Origin of the sequence: Herbaspirillum sp. C7C8 (genome assembly GCF_022627875.1) — a bacterium.
Lineage (GTDB): Bacteria > Pseudomonadota > Gammaproteobacteria > Burkholderiales > Burkholderiaceae_D > Herbaspirillum.
The window spans coordinates 60,053-75,777 of sequence record NZ_JABXGG010000020.1 but is presented as its reverse complement, the minus strand read 5'-3'; the positions used below and the strand labels follow the sequence as shown (position 1 = coordinate 75,777).

Genomic DNA, 15,725 nt, shown 5'->3' with positions numbered 1-15,725 from the left:
CTGGTAGCGCTGACGGTTCATGGATCGCCCCTTTTTGCGAGATCGACCCGGGCCGGATGCCTTATCGATTCGAGGCGCAGTCTATTTTCTTGTCTCTTTCTGAAATATCAGAAATGTCTCATTTCCGAGAAACTTAATGGCAGGGGTTTTGGCAGATTTGATTGCTTTCGAAGATCGGTTTTTTGATCTGATGAGAAATACCTTTGATAGCCTTCATGTCTCTTTCATTTATCCAAACGGCACTGAGCGGTATGACATGACGAACCGGCGCCGCAAGCACTACGTTCTCGACTCAGTCAATGCCAGCCCCTGCTGTCCGCACGGATATGGAAGTCCTGCCACCAGCGCTCGAAGCCATTGGTAAAATTCACCCCAATAACCGCCACTATCAGGAACCCTGATGAGAGAACTCAGCCTCGACCAGTTGCGCACGCTGGTCACCATCGTCGACCTCGGCACATTTTCGGCGGCCGCCAATGCGCTGCACCTGGCCCAGCCCACGATCAGCCTGCATGTCAGCGATCTCGAAGAACGCCTGGGCAGCGCCCTGCTCATGCGCGGCAGCCGTCGCGTACAGGCCACGGCGCTGGGCGCGCTGGTGATCGACCGGGCCCGGCGCCTGTTGCGCGATGCCGACGATCTGCTCGATATTGCCAGGAAGCATGTCGAAGGCAAGGTCGGCAGGGTCAGACTGGGCACCTCCACCGGCGTGGTGGTCAACCTGCTGCCACGCGTACTGCGACAGCTGGAGAACAGCTTCCCGGGCATCGATGTGGAGGTCAACATCATGGGCTCCAACGAGACCATGGCGCGCCTGCAGGAAGGCACGCTCGACATCGGCCTGGTCGCCATCCCCATCACGGCCTCCAAGGAAATCCAGATCACGCACTGGCGCAGCGACCGCATGATGGCCTTCCTGCCGGCCACCTGGAAATCGCCCGCCGCCATCAAGCCGGGCTGGCTGATGGACAAGCCCATGATCTTCAACGACGCCACCACGCAGATGTACCGGCTCACCATGGCCTGGTTTGCCGAGGCCGGGGAAAACCCGCGCGCGCGCATAGAACTGAACTACAACGAAGCCATGAAGAGCCTGGTCTCCGCCGGTTACGGCGCGGCCATCCTGCCGCTGGAACAGCCACTGGCCGCCGAGCTGGACCGCCACAAGGATGTGCGCATCGTGCCGCTGTCGCCGGTGCTCAAGCGCCACATCGGCGTGGCCCATCGCGCCCTCCCCAACCTGGACAAGGCCACCGTGAACGTGCTGGAGACAATACGGCAGTTCCAGCAGGCCTGACGCGGCGCGTGGACCGCAGGACGGTGCATTAAACACAGCTTAATGCTCGATTCACCGAGCATTAAGCACAGCGCAATCCCGATCTCCTATAGTCGATGCTCATCGACCTACCCTCTTCAGGAGTTCCCCATGAGCCTGGCTACCCTGCCCACGCCCGCCGCCTTGATCGACATCTCCCGCATGGAGCGCAACATCGCCCGCATGCAGCAGCGCATGGATGCGCTGGGCGTGCGCTTCCGTCCGCACGTCAAGACCACCAAGTGCCAGCAGGTGGTGCAGGCGCAACTCCAGGCCGGTGCGCGCGGCATCACCGTTTCCACCCTCAAGGAAGCCGAACAGTTCTTTGCTGCCGGCATTACCGACATCGTCTACGCCGTCGGCATGGCGCCCACCAAGCTGGGCCAGGCGCTGGCGCTGCGCCGCCAGGGCTGCGACCTCAAGATCGTGGCCGACAGCGTGGTCTGCGCCGAAGCCATCGTGGCGTTCGGGCAGGCGCAAGAGGAATGCTTCGAAGTCTGGATTGAAATCGACGTGGATGGCCATCGCTCCGGCATCGCCCCGGAAGACGCCACCCTGCTCGCCGTGGGCAAGGTGCTCCACGCCGGCGGCATGCGTATCGGCGGCGTGATCGCCCATGCCGGCTCCAGCTATGACTACGACAACGACGCCGCCCTCATCGCCGTGGCCGAACAGGAACGCGCCGGATCCGTGCGTGCCGCCGAGCGCCTGCGCGAAGCCGGCCTGCCCTGCGAGGTGGTCAGCATCGGCTCGACCCCGACCGCGCTGCGCGCCGAACACCTGCAGGGCGTGACCGAAGTGCGTGCCGGTGTCTATGCCATGTTCGACCTGGTGATGCACAACGTGGGCGTCAATACCATGGACGAGATCGCCCTGAGCGTGCTGACCACCGTGATCGGCCACCAGCCCGAGAAAGGCTGGGCCATCGTCGATGCAGGATGGATGGCCATGAGTCGCGACCGCGGCACGCAAGGACGCAGGCACGACTTCGGCTATGGCCAGGTCTGTACGGAAGATGGCAAGGTGCTGGAGGGCTATCTCATGAGCGGGGCCAACCAGGAACACGGCATCCTGTCGCGCCAGGGCAGTCCGGATGCGCAGATCGCAGAGCACCTGCCCATCGGTACGCGTTTGCGTATTCTGCCCAACCATGCCTGCGCCACCGGGGCGCAATATCAGGAATACCGGGCCATCGCCGCCGATGGCAGCGTGGCCACCTGGCCGCGCTTCAACGGCTGGTAAGCGCGCCGCCCTTGAGGCCGCTGCCAAACCAGGACTGCGCCAGCGCCACCCAGTAACGCACGCCTTCTTCGATGATGTCGTCGTTGAAGTCGTAGTGCGGGTGGTGCAGCGAATGCGAGGCGCGGTCCTGCGGCGCATTGCCGATCAGGACATAGGTGCCGGGCCGCTCCTCCAGCATGAAACCGAAATCCTCCGAGGTCATGTTGGCCGGGATGCCGGTACGGATGCGTGCATCACCGAAGGTCTGGCGAATCACCCTTTCACAGAAGTCGGTCTCGGCCGGGGTGTTGATGGTGGCCGGGTAGTACTGGAAGAATTCCACCTCGACCTTGGCCCCATAGGCGTCGGCCAGCGCATGGCACATGCGGCGGATGTCTTCCTGCAGCTTCTGCTGCAAGGTGGAGGACAGGGTGCGGATGGTGCCGCGCAATTCGGCGCGGTCCGGGATGACGTTATCCGTATCGCCTGCATGGAACATGCACACCGAAATGACGGCAGGGTCGACCGGATCCTTGTGGCGCGCCGCGATGGTCTGGCACTGCAGCACCATGGAGCAGGCCAGCGGGATCGGGTCCAGCCCCAGGTGCGGCTGGGCCGCATGGGCGCCCTTGCCGGTGATGGTGATCTTCAGGCGCGAACCGGCAGCCATGATGGGACCGGTGCGCAGGCCGAACTGCCCGGCCGGCAAGCCGGGCCAGTTGTGCATGCCGAACACGGCTTCGGTCGGAAACTGCTCGAACAGGCCGTCATCGATCATCTTGCGCGCTCCCGCCCCGCCCTCTTCCCCCGGCTGAAAGACGAAGTGCACGCTGCCCGGCAAAATCGGCTGCTGCTTGAGTACGCGTGCCGCGCCCAGCAGCATGACGGTGTGGCCGTCATGGCCGCAGGCGTGCATGATGCCGTGGCTGCACGAGGCGTGCGCAAAGTCATTGGCCTCGACGATGGGCAAGGCATCGAGGTCGGCGCGCAGCACGATCCCGCGTTGCGGATCGCTGCCCGGCAGGCTGGCCACCACGCCGGTGCCGCCCAGGCCGCGCGTAACCTCATAGCCCAGCGCTTGCAGCTCCCGCACTACCACGTCGGCGGTGCGATGTTCCTCGAAACGCAGCTCGGGATGCGCGTGCAGGTCGCGGCGCAGGCCGGCCCAGTGGGCGCGGTGCTGGTGAAAGGTGTCTTGCGGATGTTCGGTGTGTTCCATGATGCTCATGTGTTCATACCGTCGTAACGGCGGTGACGAAGGCGATCAGACGTAGTAGCCCAGGATCGATTTCACTTCCATGTATTCCTCCATGCCTTCCACGCCATACTCGCGCCCGTTGCCGGACTGCTTGTAGCCGCCGAAGGGGGCCTGCGGGTCCCAGGCCGGATAGTTCAGGTGCACCTGGCCGGACTGGATGCGGGCGGCCACGGCGCGCACCTGGTCCTTGTCGGTGCCCTGCACGTGCGCGCCCAGGCCATAGACGGTGTCGTTGGCGATGGCGACGGCCTCCTCCACGGTGTCGTAGGGCAGGATGGCCAGCACGGGTCCGAAGATTTCTTCCTGGGCGATCACCATGTCGGTATGCACGTCGGAGAAGATCGTGGGCCGCGCATAGTAGCCCTGCTCCAGACCGTCCGGACGTCCGGCACCACCGGCCAGCAGGCGCGCGCCATCCTGCATGCCGGCCTCGATCATCTGCTGCACCCGCAGGAACTGCGCGCGGTTGGCCAGCGGGCCGTGGGTCGTCGCGGCATCGGTGGGGTCGCCCACCTTCATCTGGGCCAGCGTTGCCAGCGCCAGTTCATGCACGCGATCCAGCGCCGCGCGCGGCACGATCAGGCGCGTGGGCGCGCTGCAGGACTGGCCCATGTTGCGGAAAGCGGCCGCCACGCCGGGCGGAATGGCACGTTCCAGGTCCGCATCGGGCAATACCACATTGGGCGACTTGCCGCCCAGCTCCTGGGCCACGCGCTTGACGGTGACGGCTGCGGCCTGCGCCACCAACACGCCGGCGCGGGTGGAGCCGGTGATCGAGATCATGTCCACCTGCGGATGCGAGGACATGGCCGCACCGACCTCGGGACCGCTGCCATTGACCAGGTTGAAGACGCCAGCCGGAATGCCGGCCTCATGCACGATCTCGGCAAACAGCAGCGCCGACAGCGGGGAGAGTTCGCTGGGCTTCAACACCACGGTGCAACCGGCCGCCAGTGCCGGGCCAACCTTGGCGGTGATCTGGTAGATCGGCCAGTTCCAGGGCGTGATGAGGGCACAGACCCCAATCGGCTCGCGCACGATGGCCGTGGTGCCGCGCGGGCGGATGAAGGGGTAATCGGCCAGGTTGTCGCGCGCCACCCGCAGGTGTTCGGCGGCCAGCGGCACGTGGGCGGTGCGGGCATAGGTGATGGGGGCGCCCATCTCCAGCGTCAGTGCCTGCGCGAACAGCTCGGTACGTTCCACCAGCAGCGCATGCACCCGGCCCAGCAGTGCGGCGCGCTCCAGCGGCGAGGTCGCCGCCCAGGCGGCAAACGCCCGGCGCGCGGCCTGCACGGCCTGGTCCACATCGGCGGCGTTGCCCAGTGCGATCTCGCAGACGCGTTCCTCCGTGGCCGGCGAAACCACGGCAGCCACTCCCTCGCCTTGCGGGCGCTGCCATTGGCCATCGATGTAGAAGTGATCCAGGCGGCCGTTGCGCTTGAGGTGCGCCAGCGGGGAGACGGTGTCGGTGGAAGCGGTGCGGGTCATGTCGGGTTGTCCTTGTGTCGGGGTTGGTTGCGCGTGCGGCGCAGTGTCACAGCAGTGCCGTGGCCTCCACCTCGACCTGCAGGCCGAAGTGCAGTGCCGGGACCGGCACCACGGCGCGCGCCGGGCGGGCGCTGCCGGCCCAGCGTGCGTAGATCTCGTTGAAGGCAGGCCAGTGCGCCACATCGGTGAGATAGATGCGGACCTGCAGCAGCTTGCCGATATCACTGCCGGCACCGGCGAGTGCGGCTTCCACATTGGCCAGCACCTGCTGGGCCTGGACCTCGAAGCTGGCCTCTGTGAGCTTGTGCCCGCTGGCATCGATGGGCAACTGGCCCGAGATGAAGACCATGCCATTGCCGAGGGCGACGTGGCTGTAGTGGCCACCCGGTGTGGCCAGGCCAGTCGGGTTGAGGGTGACGGGGGTGGTGTGTACGGTGTTGTTCATGATGGGCCAGGCTGAAGTGGAAGGAAGGCCGGTCAGGATAACCGACGCATTTCCTGTGATGGACTGTAGCCAAAACACTTTCAGCGATGTTTAATGTTCGTTCAATTCACCATTAAGAGGTTTTTAATGCTGCAACTCGATGACATGCAGCTGCTGCGTGCCCTGGGCTCGGCCAGTTCGCTGGCCGGTGCTGCCCGCCTGCTCGACCTGACGCCGCCGGCAGTGACGGTGCGCCTGCAGCGCATCGAGGACCGCGTCGGTGTGCGCCTGGCCAATCGCGCCGCGCGCGGCTTCGCGCTCACCGACGAAGGCCAGCGCCTGGTGCAGGAAGCCATGGACATCCTGGAGCGCATCGAATCCATCACCGCCAGCGTCTCGCGCGAATCGGATCGCGGGGCCGGCGGCAACCTGGCCAACGTGAGCGGTTCGCTGCGCGTGGTCGCGCCCTTCGGCTTCGGGCGTCGCTACGTGGCACCGCTGATCCGAGATCTGCACCGCAGCCATCCTAAGCTGAACATCTCGCTGCTGCTGGCCGAAAGCCCGCTGGCGGCCTCCACCGGCGCTGATGCCATCATTTCCATCGGACGCGTCAAGGGCTCTTCCTGGGTCGGGCACTTCCTCGCGCCCAATGCGCGCTTGCTGTGTGCCGCGCCGGTGCTGGCCAAACGGATGCAGCGCATCAAGCATCCTTCCGACCTGGCCGATTATCCCTACCTCAGCCTGCGCGAGAACGACGACGACCTCAGCCGCCTGCGTTTCACGCCCGTCGACAGTGCTGGCCGCCGCACCGGCAAGGCGCTCACGGTCAAGCTCAATGGGGCGCTGTCTTCCAATGACGGCACCATCACGCGCGACTGGGCGCTCGATGGCGAAGGCTTCGTGGCGCGTTCCGAATGGGATTGCGCACACCTGGTGGCCGATGGCAGCCTCAAGCGCGTGCTGCCCGGCTGGCAGCTCGATCCCGCACCCATCATGGCGCTGCTGCCGGGCCGACAGGGCCTCACGCTGCGCCAGCGCGTCTTCCTCGATGCCGCCAAGCGGGCCTTCCAGCCCGTGCCCTGGCGGCGCTGAACTGCTTCAGAAATCGGCCACCTTGCCCCAGGACGAATCCGAAAAACGACTGGGGTGATAGGGACGCGGATCGACAATGGGCTCCACACCGCTGGCCAGGTCCGCGATCAGGTGGCCCGCGCCCGGCCCGATGCCGAAGCCGTGACCGGAGAAACCGGCCGCCAGGATCAGGCCCGGTGTCTGCGGCAGCTCGCCGATGCCCGGCACGCCATCAGGCGTGCTGTCCACATAACCGGCCCACGTATGCGTGACCTTGGCCTGCGCCAGCTGTGGCAGCAATTCGACGGCGCGGCGATGGGTGGCGCGGATCGAGACCGGATCGGCCGACGCATCCAGGATGCGCATGCGTTCCATGGGCGTGGGCGCATCCATGCGCCAGCGCGACAAGGTCTCATGGCCGCTGCGCCAGGCTTCCAGCCCGCCCGGCGACAGGCTGCGCCAGCGCTTGGCGAACATCGGCAGGAACTGCGGCGAGAAGCGCAGGAACTGCATGGTCGGATCGACCCGCGCACGGCCACTGATGGCCAGCGCGTACGAGCCATTGCTGCGGCGGGTGACAGCGACGCCCGAGGTGTAGAGCGCGCCCGGCAAAGGCTGCTCCATGGGCGCCACGCTCATGATGGATTGCCGCACCGACGCCTGCGGGAAGCGTATCCCCAGCTGATGGCAGAACGACGAAGCCCATGCACCACCGGCCATGACGGCCACCTTGGTCTTGATGACACCGGCTTCGGTGATCACGCCCGAGACGCGGCCACCTTCGGTTTCGATGCCACGTGCGGCGCATTGCTGGATCACGTGACCACCCAGCTTCATGATGGCACGTGCCACGGCAGGTGCCGCCTTGCCCGGGTCGGCGGTGCCGTCGGTGGGCGAGAAGACGCCGCCTTTCCAGGCGCGTCCGGTGGCGTGGCCACGTTCGGCCGCCTGCTTGGCATCGAGCATGTAAGTGGTCACGCCGGCGGTCTTGGCGAAGTCGCCCCAGGCTGCCCAGCGGGCGATTTCTTCATCATCGTTGGAGAGATAGAGCAGGCCGCAGCGCGTGAAACCGGTATCTTCACCGGTCTCGGCGGAGAACTGTTCCCACAGGTCGATGCTCTTGGTGGCCATGGGCAGTTCGCGCGCGTCGCGGTTCTGCTGGCGGCACCAGCCCCAGTTGCGGCTGGATTGTTCGGCACCGATGCGGCCCTTCTCGACCACTGCCACCGAGATGCCGCGCTTGGCCAGATAGTAGGCGGTGAAGATACCGATGATGCCGCCACCGATGACGACCACATCGGCCGAGGCCGGGGGAATCGTGGGACTCTGGACCTGTACGAGCGGGGGTGACATTTTACTTGCCTCCTTCGGCCGGCACGGTCTGCACCACGTAGAACTTGGCTACGCGCTGGCTGCTCTCCCAACCGATGGCCGCACCCAGCGACACGAAGACGGCATCACCCCGCTCGACGGCCACCACGCTGCCATCGGGTTCGGCAAAGCGCACGCCGCCATCGAGGATGTGCATGAATTCATTGACCGGATGGGCACGCACGATGCGGTGATAAGGGGTGGAATCCCAGGTGCCGATCTTGCAGCCGATGGAGCTTTCATCGATCACGTTGTCGCTGCGGCAGGTGGGTACCTCGCCCAGCAGGATTTCCTTGGGCAGCGAATTGGCCGAGGGCTTGAAATTGGCCTCGGCCACCAGCGGGAATACGCCCGGCTGCACCGGGTGCGGGCAGTCGGCGGCACAGAACACCACCAGCGTGGGCTGTCTGGCCGAAAAGCGTACGGTGGCGCCGGTGGCAATGACCACGCCGCTGTCAGGTTTGAGCACCAGGGGCGCGGCGCCTTCGGTTTCGATGGTCAGCTCGCCTTGCACCACCACCAGGGTTTCCTGGTGCGGGAAGCGGGCGATGTCGAGGCTGCCTTCGAAACGCAGGCGGCCTGCGCTCATGCCGCCAATGCCCTGCCAGGCAATCTCGCGCATGGCGGCGAAGGGGTCGGAGGCGCCCAGCGCGCCCGGATGGAATGGGGTGGATACGGGGGTGCCGGAGGCACGGTACAACACCAACGCTGCAGTCATTTTTTCTCCTGTTTCCTTGGGGTGGGCGGGACCGTCCGGCCAGCTCGGCTGATCTCTTGCAGTCCTGCCCGAATCTCTTCTTCATGTCAGACGATGCTACGGCGCCGGCATGTGGCTGTGATTAATGCTCTTCGAATCCAGCATTAAGCCTGGCTTAATGCTGTGAAGCTGCCTCACCCGCCCGGCTTGGCCAGCCGCCAGGCAGCCAGCGGGTGACCACGCGGGGATCAGACCGTGATGCCCTCCACCGGCACCAGCGGCCTCTGCGACTGCTGCAGATCGGCATCCGAGCGGTGACAGAGAATCTCTCCGCCATGTTCCATATTGCGGCGGCGTGGCGGCACCACGTTGCACACACCATCGATGCGCTGCGCACAGCGCGGCAGGAAGGCGCAGATCTCGGGGGAAGGATCGACCGCACCGATGGGCGGCAGCTTGTGCTGGCCGGCGCCGGCCACCTGCTCCAGCCAGCCTTGCTGCATGGCCGGGACCGACGACAGCAGCAGGTGCGAATACGGGTGATAAGGCGGTGCCATCATCGCTTCGCGGGGGCGGTTGGCCACCATGCGGCCGGCATAGAGCACCACGATGTCGTCGCAGATGGCGCGCACGGTGCTGATGTCGTGGCTGATGAACATGTAGGACACCTGCAGCTCGCGGCGCAGTTCGGCCAGCAGTTCCAGGATGGCGGCGGCGACCACGGTGTCCAGCGCCGAGGTCACTTCGTCGCACAGGATCAGGTCGGGCTTGGCGGCCAGGGCGCGGGCCAGGTTCACGCGCTGCTTCTGACCGCCGGAGAGTTCGGCGGGCAGGCGGTCGATGACACTGGAAGGCAGCTTGACCAGATCCAGCAGTTCGGCCGTACGGCGGCGCATGGCATCGCCCTTCAGGCCGTGATAGAAGGACAGCGGACGGTTCAGGATGCGGCCGATGGTATGCGCCGGATTGAGCGCCGTGTCGGCATTCTGGAACACGATCTGCACACGGCGGAATTGTTCGCGGGTGCGGCCTTCGAGCGTGGGCGAGAGATTCTCGCCATCGAGCTGGATGCTGCCGCGCGCCGGCTCGATCATGCCGGCCACGGCGCGCGCCAGGGTGGTCTTGCCGGAACCGGATTCGCCGATGATGCCCACGGTGCTGCCGCGCTGGATGGTGAGGTTGATGTCGTCCAGGATGCGTACGCCCGGCAGGCCCAGGCGATCCGGCGCACCGTAACCGGCGACCAGGCCGCTGATGCGCAGCAGCGGGGCCTTGGCTTGTGCCGGCACGGTCTCTGGCAGGATCTCGCGCAGTTGCACCACGCGTGCAGCGGGGCAGGCAGCGGCGATCAGGCTTTGCGTATAGGTATCGGCGGGCGCATGCAGCACCTGGCCGGTGCTGCCGACTTCACGCACGGCGCCATCGCGCAGCACGATGATGCGGTCGGCCATCTGCGCCACCACGGCCAGGTCGTGGGAGACGTAGACGGCGGTGGTGCCGATTTCCTTGACCACCTTCTTGAAGGCGCGCAGCACTTCGATCTGGGTGGTCACGTCCAGCGCCGTGGTGGGCTCGTCCAGGATCACCAGCTCCGGGTCGGTGATCAGGGCCATGGCCGCCATCACGCGCTGGAGCTGGCCGCCGGACACCTGGTGCGGATAACGTTCGCCGATCTTGTCGGGGTTCGGCAGGGCCAGTGCGCGGAACAGCTCGACCGCCTTGCGCATGGCGCTGGCCTTGTCCATCACGCCGTGCTGCAGGGCACTTTCGATCACCTGGTCCATGAGCGTGCGGGCCGGGTTGAAGGCGGCCGCTGCACTCTGGGCGATGTATGCCACGTGGTGGCCGCGCATGGCCAGCAGGGCCTTCTCATCCATCTGGTCGATCTGGCGCTGACCGATGCGCACCTGGCCACCGGCAATGTGGCAGCCGGCGCGCGCATAACCCAGCAGGGATAGCGCAATGGTGGTCTTGCCGGAACCGGATTCACCGATGAGGGCCACGACTTCGCCCGGCGCCACGGTGAAGCTGACGTTCTTGACGATCTCGACCTCACTGCCGTCATCCTTGCGGGCATTCACGCGCAGGCCCTGCACCTCCACCAGTGGCCGCTGCGCTGCTGCGCCAGCCGCACCGCCGGCACCGGCGCCGTTTTCCTTGCCGAGGAAGATATCGAATTGCTTCACGGGCTTACTCCTTGGCAGCGCGCTTGCTGCGCAGGTTATCGATCAACAGGTTCACGCCGATGGTCAGCGAGGCAATCGCCAGCGCCGGCATGATCACCGCCAGGGCACCCTCGCCCAGGCCGGAAATGTTTTCGCGTACCAGCGAGCCCCAGTCGGCGTCCGGCGGTTGCACGCCCAGCGAGAGGAAGCTCAGGCCCGACAGCAGCAGCACCACGTAGACGAAGCGCAGACCGAAATCAGCCATCACGGGACGGATCATGTTGGGCAGCATTTCCACCGTCATGATGTACCACACGCCCTCGCCGCGCGCCCGTGCGGCCTGCACGTATTCCATGGCCTGCACGTTGACTGCCAGCGAACGCGCGATGCGGTAGGCGCCGGGCATGTAGGTGATGGCGGCGGTGAGCACCAGCAGGAACATGGAGGAACCGAAGGTGGCCACCATCATCAGCGCGAACATCTTGCTGGGAATGGAGATCAGGGCATCGAGTGCACGGCTGATGACGGCATCGCGCCAGCCGCCCGAGAAGGCCGCGAACAGCGCGATGGCCGTGCCGGAGAGGCTGGCCACCAGGGTCGACAGCAGGGCCAGGCCGATGGTGGCGCGGGTGCCGAAGAGGATGCGGCTCAACATGTCACGGCCCAGGTAGTCGCTGCCCAGCAGGAACTTGTGGCTCATGCCGGAGAACACGTCGGTATCGACGATGGCGGTAGCGTCATAGGGCGAGAGGCTGGGGCCGATGATGGCCATCAGGATCCAGAAGCCGACGATGGCCATGCCGATCCAGGCCATGGTCGAGTGGCGGCGTACGCGCCTGGCCGGTGCGGTGGCCGCAGCCACAGGCGCGCCGGCTTCGCTGCCGGTAGAGTCGTGGAGAGCTTTCATCGGGTCTTCAACCTTGGATTGGAAACAATGGCCAGCACATCGGCGGTGAGCACCAGCAGCAGGTAGCCGGCGCAGAAGATCATGGAACAGGCTTGCACCAGCGGCATGTCGCGGGTGGTCACGGCATCGATCATCAAGGTGGCGATGCCGGGGTAATTGAAAATGCTTTCGACGATGATGACACCGCCCAGCAGGTAGGACAGGCTCAGCGCCACCGCATTGGCAATCGGCCCGATGGCGTTGGGCAAGGCATGGCGCAGCACGATGCGGGTGCGCTTGACACCTTTCAACAAGGCCATCTCGGCGTAGGACGAGCGCAACTGGTCGATCACGGCGGCGCGCGTCATGCGCGTCATCTGGGCCACGATCACGCAGCACAGGGTCAGCACCGGCATGGCATAGGCCTTGACGAAGGCACCCAGGGTGTCTGCATCGCCCACATGCGACAGGGCCGAGAGCCAGCGCAGCTTGACCGCGAAGATCATCACGGCCACGGTGGCCACCAGAAATTCCGGCACCGACACCATCGATACCGCACTGACGTTGACGGCGCGATCAAAGAAGGAACCGCGATACATGGCCGAGAAGATGCCCAGGAACAGCGCCAGCGGCACCGACACCAGGGCCGTCACGGCGGCCAGCATGAGCGAGGCCGGCAGGCGGCCGCCAATCATCTGGGCCACCGGCACATTGTTGACCAGTGACATGCCGGGATTTCCTGACAGCAGATTGCCCAGCCAGTGCGCGTAACGCACCGGGGCCGGCAGATCCAGACCATATTGCAGGCGCAGTGCGGCCACCGTCTCGGGCGTGGCCGCCTGGCCCAGCGCGGTCTGGGCGGCGTCGCCCGGCAACAGGTTGGTGATGAAGAATATGCCGGCCGAGACCAGCAGCAGCGTCAGCACCGCCTGCAGGAGGCGACGCACGATCAGACGCAGGACCATTCCATTCATAGCTTTCCTCGGTAACGAGTGGCGGGGCCGGCCATCAAGATGGACCGGTCCCGCGCGACTTCTACTGACAGCGTGCGTCAGGCGTGAGACTTTCCCGTACTCACGCGTCCAGCCAGACGTACTCGGCGCAGGTGTAGTTCATGAACGCACCCAGCGGCACCGGATCGATGCCCTTGACCTTGGTGCTCATGCCTTCCAGATTGATGATGAAGACCGGGATGCCCAGGCCGCACTTCTCGTGGATCATGGTCTGCAGGTCGGCATACATGGCTTTGCGCTTGGTGAAATCGGTCTCGCCGCGGGCGGCCACCACCAGCTGGTCGAACTGCGGATTCTTCCAGCCCGATTCGTTCCACTGTGCATCCGACTTGAAGAACTGCGTGAGCAGGATGTCGGCGCTGGGGCGCGGATTGATGTTGCCGAAGCCGACCGGCACCTTCATCCACTGATTGGACCAGTAACCATCGGCAGGCACGCGCTTGACATCCAGTTTCAGCCCGATCTTGGCGGCGCTCTGCTGCATCAGCACGGCCATGTCGACCGAACCGGTGGCGGCCACCGAGGCCACGATGGGGATGGTACTGCCCAGCACGCCGGCCTTCTCCAGGTGGAACTTGGCCTTGTCCGGATCGTAGGGACGCTGCGGCAGGCCGGCAAAGTAGAAGCGGTTGGTCGGGTCGATCGGCTGGTCGTTGGCGGTGACGGCATAGCCACGGAAGGCGGCCATCTTGATCTGTTCGCGGTCCAGCAGGTACTTCATGCCCAGGGTGAAGTCCATGCTGTTGCCCGGTGCCTGGTCCTGGCGGATGACCAGGTCGGTGTACTGACCCGACTTGGTTTCCATGACGGTGTAGCCCGGGGTGCCCTTGACGCGACCGGTGGAGCGGGCGTTGACGTCGTTGATCCAGTGCACGTCGCCGGAGAGCAGCGCATTGACGCGCGCGGCTTCGTCGGGGATGCCGAACAGTTCGACTTCGTCCAGGTAGGGCAGGCCCGGCTTCCAGTAATTCTCGTTGCGTACGCCGATAGTGCGCACGCCCGGGGTGAATTCCTTGAGCTTGAAGGCGCCGGTCCCGTTGGGCGTGCTGAAGTTGGTGGTGCCATCGCGGATGATGAGGAACTGCGCGGTGGCCAGGATCACCGGCAGGTCGGCGTTGGCGCTGGTGAGCTTGATCTGGACTTCGTTGGGGCCGGTGGCCTTGACCGACTCGAACTGGTCGGCCACGACCTTGACCTTGGACGCGGTGGCCGGATCCTTGTGGCGCATGATGGAATAGACCACGTCAGCCGGGGTGAACGGCTTGCCGTCGTGGAAGACCACGCCCTTTCTCAGCTTGACGGTCCAGGTGATGGCGTCGGTGGTCAGCATTTCTTCGGCCAGCACCATTTGCGGCGCAAGCTTGCCATCGAGCTTGGTCAGGCCGTTGTAGAACATGTGCACCCGGGTGTAGTCGGTGGAGTGCGCGGTCTTGGCCGGGTCGAGTGTGTCAGCGGTGGAGCTGGTCTGGGTAGCGATACGCATCTTGCCGCCGCGCTTGCCGGTCTGCGCCATGACGCTGCCGCTGGCGGTCAACAGGCCCGTGCCGCCGACCGTCATGAGGCTGCCAGCCAGCAGGGTACGCATCATGTCGCGGCGGGTGAAGCCGCCCTGCGCGTGTTCCAGCGCGTCGCCGGTGATGATGGAACCCTCTTGGGGGTGATGTCCGTTTTCCTGCTTGCTCATGAAATGCCTCACGATAAAAGTTCAACCACGAAGACCACTGGTCTGCTTTGCCGTCTGCGTTTTGCAGATCCCTCCGGAGAGCAGACCGCCTGTTGGTCCCGCCACACTCCTCGCAACATTGATACCAGGGCGGGAGCACGCCGGGAAAATGCGAGAACTGCGCGGGAGCCTTGCGCTCCCGCCGTCCCCTGTCTTACAGACCGAGTACGCCCGGCAGGCCGGAGATATCCTTGATCTCGGTGTAGCCGTAGTGCGGGGTCGAGGGTTCATGACCACGGGCCACGAAGACCTTGTTCTTGATGCCCATGTCGGAAGCCGGCATGAGGTCGTAGCGCAGGCTGGAAGAAACGTGCAGCACGTCTTCCGGATTGCAGTTCAGGTTGTCCAGCATGTACTCGAAGGCGCGCAGGCGCGGCTTGTAGGCTTGGGCCTGCTGGGCGGTGAAGACCTTATGGAAGGGTGCGCCCAGTTGCTCGACGTTGTGCATGATCTGGCTGTCGTCGGCATTGGAGAAGATCACCAGCGGGAATTCCTTGGCCACCTTGGAGAGGCCCGCCGGTACGTCGGCGTGCGGACCCCAGGTCGGCACGGCCTTGTAGAAGGCACCGGTTTCCTCGTCATTGGTCTTGATGCCCCAACGTTCACAGGTGCGGGTGATGGCGTTCTTGCAGACCTGTTCGTAGGGCTTCCACTGGTCCAGAACTTCATCCAGGCGGTATGCCGCGAACTGGCGCAGGAAGAACGGCATGTCTTCGGCCGAGACACGGTCGGCATAGATCTTCTGGGCGGTTTCCGACATCTGGAAACGGGTCAGGGTGCCGTAGCAATCGAAGGTAATGAACTTGGGCTTGAAAATGCTCATGAAAAATCGTCCTGTCAAAAATGGGGGGGCGCATCACCTGTCGGCCCTGCGCTGGATGCTGCTTGCTTGCGGGATTGCGGGTCAGTGCATGAGAAGGATTACAACATAGCGAAACCTGCGGTTTATTCCTTTTTGACCGGGCCGCGAAACAGAAATATGTGTTTTCGGCGGTCCAATCAGCATAGCTTGCCGAGCAGTGCAGCAATGCGAGTCGGGTGCGCCGCTTTGGGGCATTTTCACCAAGCTGGTGCGGATCGTGTCCGCCCGCCG

13 protein-coding genes are annotated in these 15,725 nt (G+C 64.9%); 3 read left to right on the top strand and 10 right to left on the bottom strand.

Annotation, left to right across the window (positions count from 1 at the left end; genetic code table 11):
• Positions 1–400 precede the first annotated feature (400 nt).
• Together HWE01_RS19830 and HWE01_RS19825 are read left to right on the top strand one after the other, a co-directional pair.
• Positions 401–1,297 (top strand): LysR family transcriptional regulator, encoded by an 897-nt coding sequence (locus tag HWE01_RS19830; protein WP_241822656.1) that lies wholly within the window; start codon positions 401–403, stop codon positions 1,295–1,297.
• A 129-nt stretch (positions 1,298–1,426) separates the two neighbouring features.
• Positions 1,427–2,557, top strand: a complete 1,131-nt coding sequence (locus tag HWE01_RS19825; RefSeq protein WP_241822655.1) for a DSD1 family PLP-dependent enzyme — start codon at positions 1,427–1,429, stop codon at positions 2,555–2,557.
• Here HWE01_RS19825 and HWE01_RS19820 read toward each other — a convergent pair.
• From HWE01_RS19820 to HWE01_RS19810, 3 genes are read right to left on the bottom strand one after another with little or no spacing between them, the layout of a single operon-like run.
• Positions 2,544–3,755 (bottom strand): M20 aminoacylase family protein, encoded by a 1,212-nt coding sequence (locus HWE01_RS19820; RefSeq protein WP_175344907.1) that lies wholly within the window; start codon positions 3,753–3,755, stop codon positions 2,544–2,546. The two genes, HWE01_RS19825 and HWE01_RS19820, sit on opposite strands and share 14 nt — an antisense overlap.
• Before the next feature lie 45 nt (positions 3,756–3,800).
• Positions 3,801–5,282, bottom strand: a complete 1,482-nt coding sequence (locus HWE01_RS19815) for an aldehyde dehydrogenase family protein (RefSeq protein ID WP_241822654.1) — start codon at positions 5,280–5,282, stop codon at positions 3,801–3,803.
• Between the two features lie 46 nt (positions 5,283–5,328).
• Positions 5,329–5,727: a RidA family protein gene (locus HWE01_RS19810; RefSeq protein WP_008326307.1), complete on the bottom strand. Its 399-nt coding sequence runs from the start codon at positions 5,725–5,727 to the stop codon at positions 5,329–5,331.
• A 126-nt stretch (positions 5,728–5,853) separates the two neighbouring features.
• On the opposite strand from HWE01_RS19810, the gene HWE01_RS19805 reads away from it, so the two are divergent.
• The gene (locus tag HWE01_RS19805) at positions 5,854–6,798 is read left to right on the top strand and encodes a LysR family transcriptional regulator (protein ID WP_241822653.1); all 945 of its coding nucleotides are present in this window, start codon (positions 5,854–5,856) and stop codon (positions 6,796–6,798) included.
• Positions 6,799–6,804: 6 nt separating this feature from the next.
• On the opposite strand, the gene HWE01_RS19800 is transcribed toward HWE01_RS19805, so the two are convergent.
• The 7 genes from HWE01_RS19800 to HWE01_RS19770 form a co-directional block, all read right to left on the bottom strand.
• Complete coding sequence (locus HWE01_RS19800; RefSeq protein ID WP_008326302.1) at positions 6,805–8,130, bottom strand: NAD(P)/FAD-dependent oxidoreductase; 1,326 nt, start codon at positions 8,128–8,130, stop codon at positions 6,805–6,807.
• 1 nt (position 8,131) lies between these two features.
• On the bottom strand, positions 8,132–8,866 hold the full coding sequence (locus tag HWE01_RS19795) for a cupin domain-containing protein (RefSeq protein WP_241822652.1): 735 nt from the start codon (positions 8,864–8,866) through the stop codon (positions 8,132–8,134).
• Positions 8,867–9,093: 227 nt separating this feature from the next.
• Positions 9,094–11,031, bottom strand: coding sequence for an ABC transporter ATP-binding protein (locus HWE01_RS19790; protein WP_241822651.1), 1,938 nt, complete (start codon positions 11,029–11,031; stop codon positions 9,094–9,096).
• Between the two features lie 4 nt (positions 11,032–11,035).
• On the bottom strand, positions 11,036–11,917 hold the full coding sequence (locus HWE01_RS19785) for an ABC transporter permease (RefSeq protein ID WP_034349852.1): 882 nt from the start codon (positions 11,915–11,917) through the stop codon (positions 11,036–11,038).
• Positions 11,914–12,870 (bottom strand): ABC transporter permease, encoded by a 957-nt coding sequence (locus HWE01_RS19780; RefSeq protein ID WP_008326288.1) that lies wholly within the window; start codon positions 12,868–12,870, stop codon positions 11,914–11,916. The genes HWE01_RS19785 and HWE01_RS19780 overlap by 4 nt, the downstream gene beginning before the upstream one ends.
• A gap of 100 nt (positions 12,871–12,970) precedes the next feature.
• The gene (locus HWE01_RS19775; RefSeq protein ID WP_034349850.1) at positions 12,971–14,593 is read right to left on the bottom strand and encodes an ABC transporter substrate-binding protein; all 1,623 of its coding nucleotides are present in this window, start codon (positions 14,591–14,593) and stop codon (positions 12,971–12,973) included.
• A 193-nt stretch (positions 14,594–14,786) separates the two neighbouring features.
• A complete protein-coding gene (locus tag HWE01_RS19770; RefSeq protein ID WP_008326284.1) occupies positions 14,787–15,455 on the bottom strand; it encodes a haloacid dehalogenase type II in 669 nt (222 codons plus the stop codon).
• Positions 15,456–15,725: the final 270 nt, after the last annotated feature.

Bases quoted from the DNA above. Each gene is read 5' to 3' on its own strand.
- HWE01_RS19830 (WP_241822656.1), top strand. From the start codon at position 401: ATGAGAGAACTCAGCCTCGACCAGTTGCGCACGCTGGTCACCATCGTC.
- HWE01_RS19825 (WP_241822655.1), top strand. From the start codon at position 1,427: ATGAGCCTGGCTACCCTGCCCACGCCCGCCGCCTTGATCGACATCTCC.
- HWE01_RS19820 (WP_175344907.1), bottom strand. From the start codon at position 3,755: ATGGAACACACCGAACATCCGCAAGACACCTTTCACCAGCACCGCGCC.
- HWE01_RS19815 (WP_241822654.1), bottom strand. From the start codon at position 5,282: ATGACCCGCACCGCTTCCACCGACACCGTCTCCCCGCTGGCGCACCTC.
- HWE01_RS19810 (WP_008326307.1), bottom strand. From the start codon at position 5,727: ATGAACAACACCGTACACACCACCCCCGTCACCCTCAACCCGACTGGC.
- HWE01_RS19805 (WP_241822653.1), top strand. From the start codon at position 5,854: ATGCTGCAACTCGATGACATGCAGCTGCTGCGTGCCCTGGGCTCGGCC.
- HWE01_RS19800 (WP_008326302.1), bottom strand. From the start codon at position 8,130: ATGTCACCCCCGCTCGTACAGGTCCAGAGTCCCACGATTCCCCCGGCC.
- HWE01_RS19795 (WP_241822652.1), bottom strand. From the start codon at position 8,866: ATGACTGCAGCGTTGGTGTTGTACCGTGCCTCCGGCACCCCCGTATCC.
- HWE01_RS19785 (WP_034349852.1), bottom strand. From the start codon at position 11,917: ATGAAAGCTCTCCACGACTCTACCGGCAGCGAAGCCGGCGCGCCTGTG.
- HWE01_RS19780 (WP_008326288.1), bottom strand. From the start codon at position 12,870: ATGAATGGAATGGTCCTGCGTCTGATCGTGCGTCGCCTCCTGCAGGCG.
- HWE01_RS19775 (WP_034349850.1), bottom strand. From the start codon at position 14,593: ATGAGCAAGCAGGAAAACGGACATCACCCCCAAGAGGGTTCCATCATC.
- HWE01_RS19770 (WP_008326284.1), bottom strand. From the start codon at position 15,455: ATGAGCATTTTCAAGCCCAAGTTCATTACCTTCGATTGCTACGGCACC.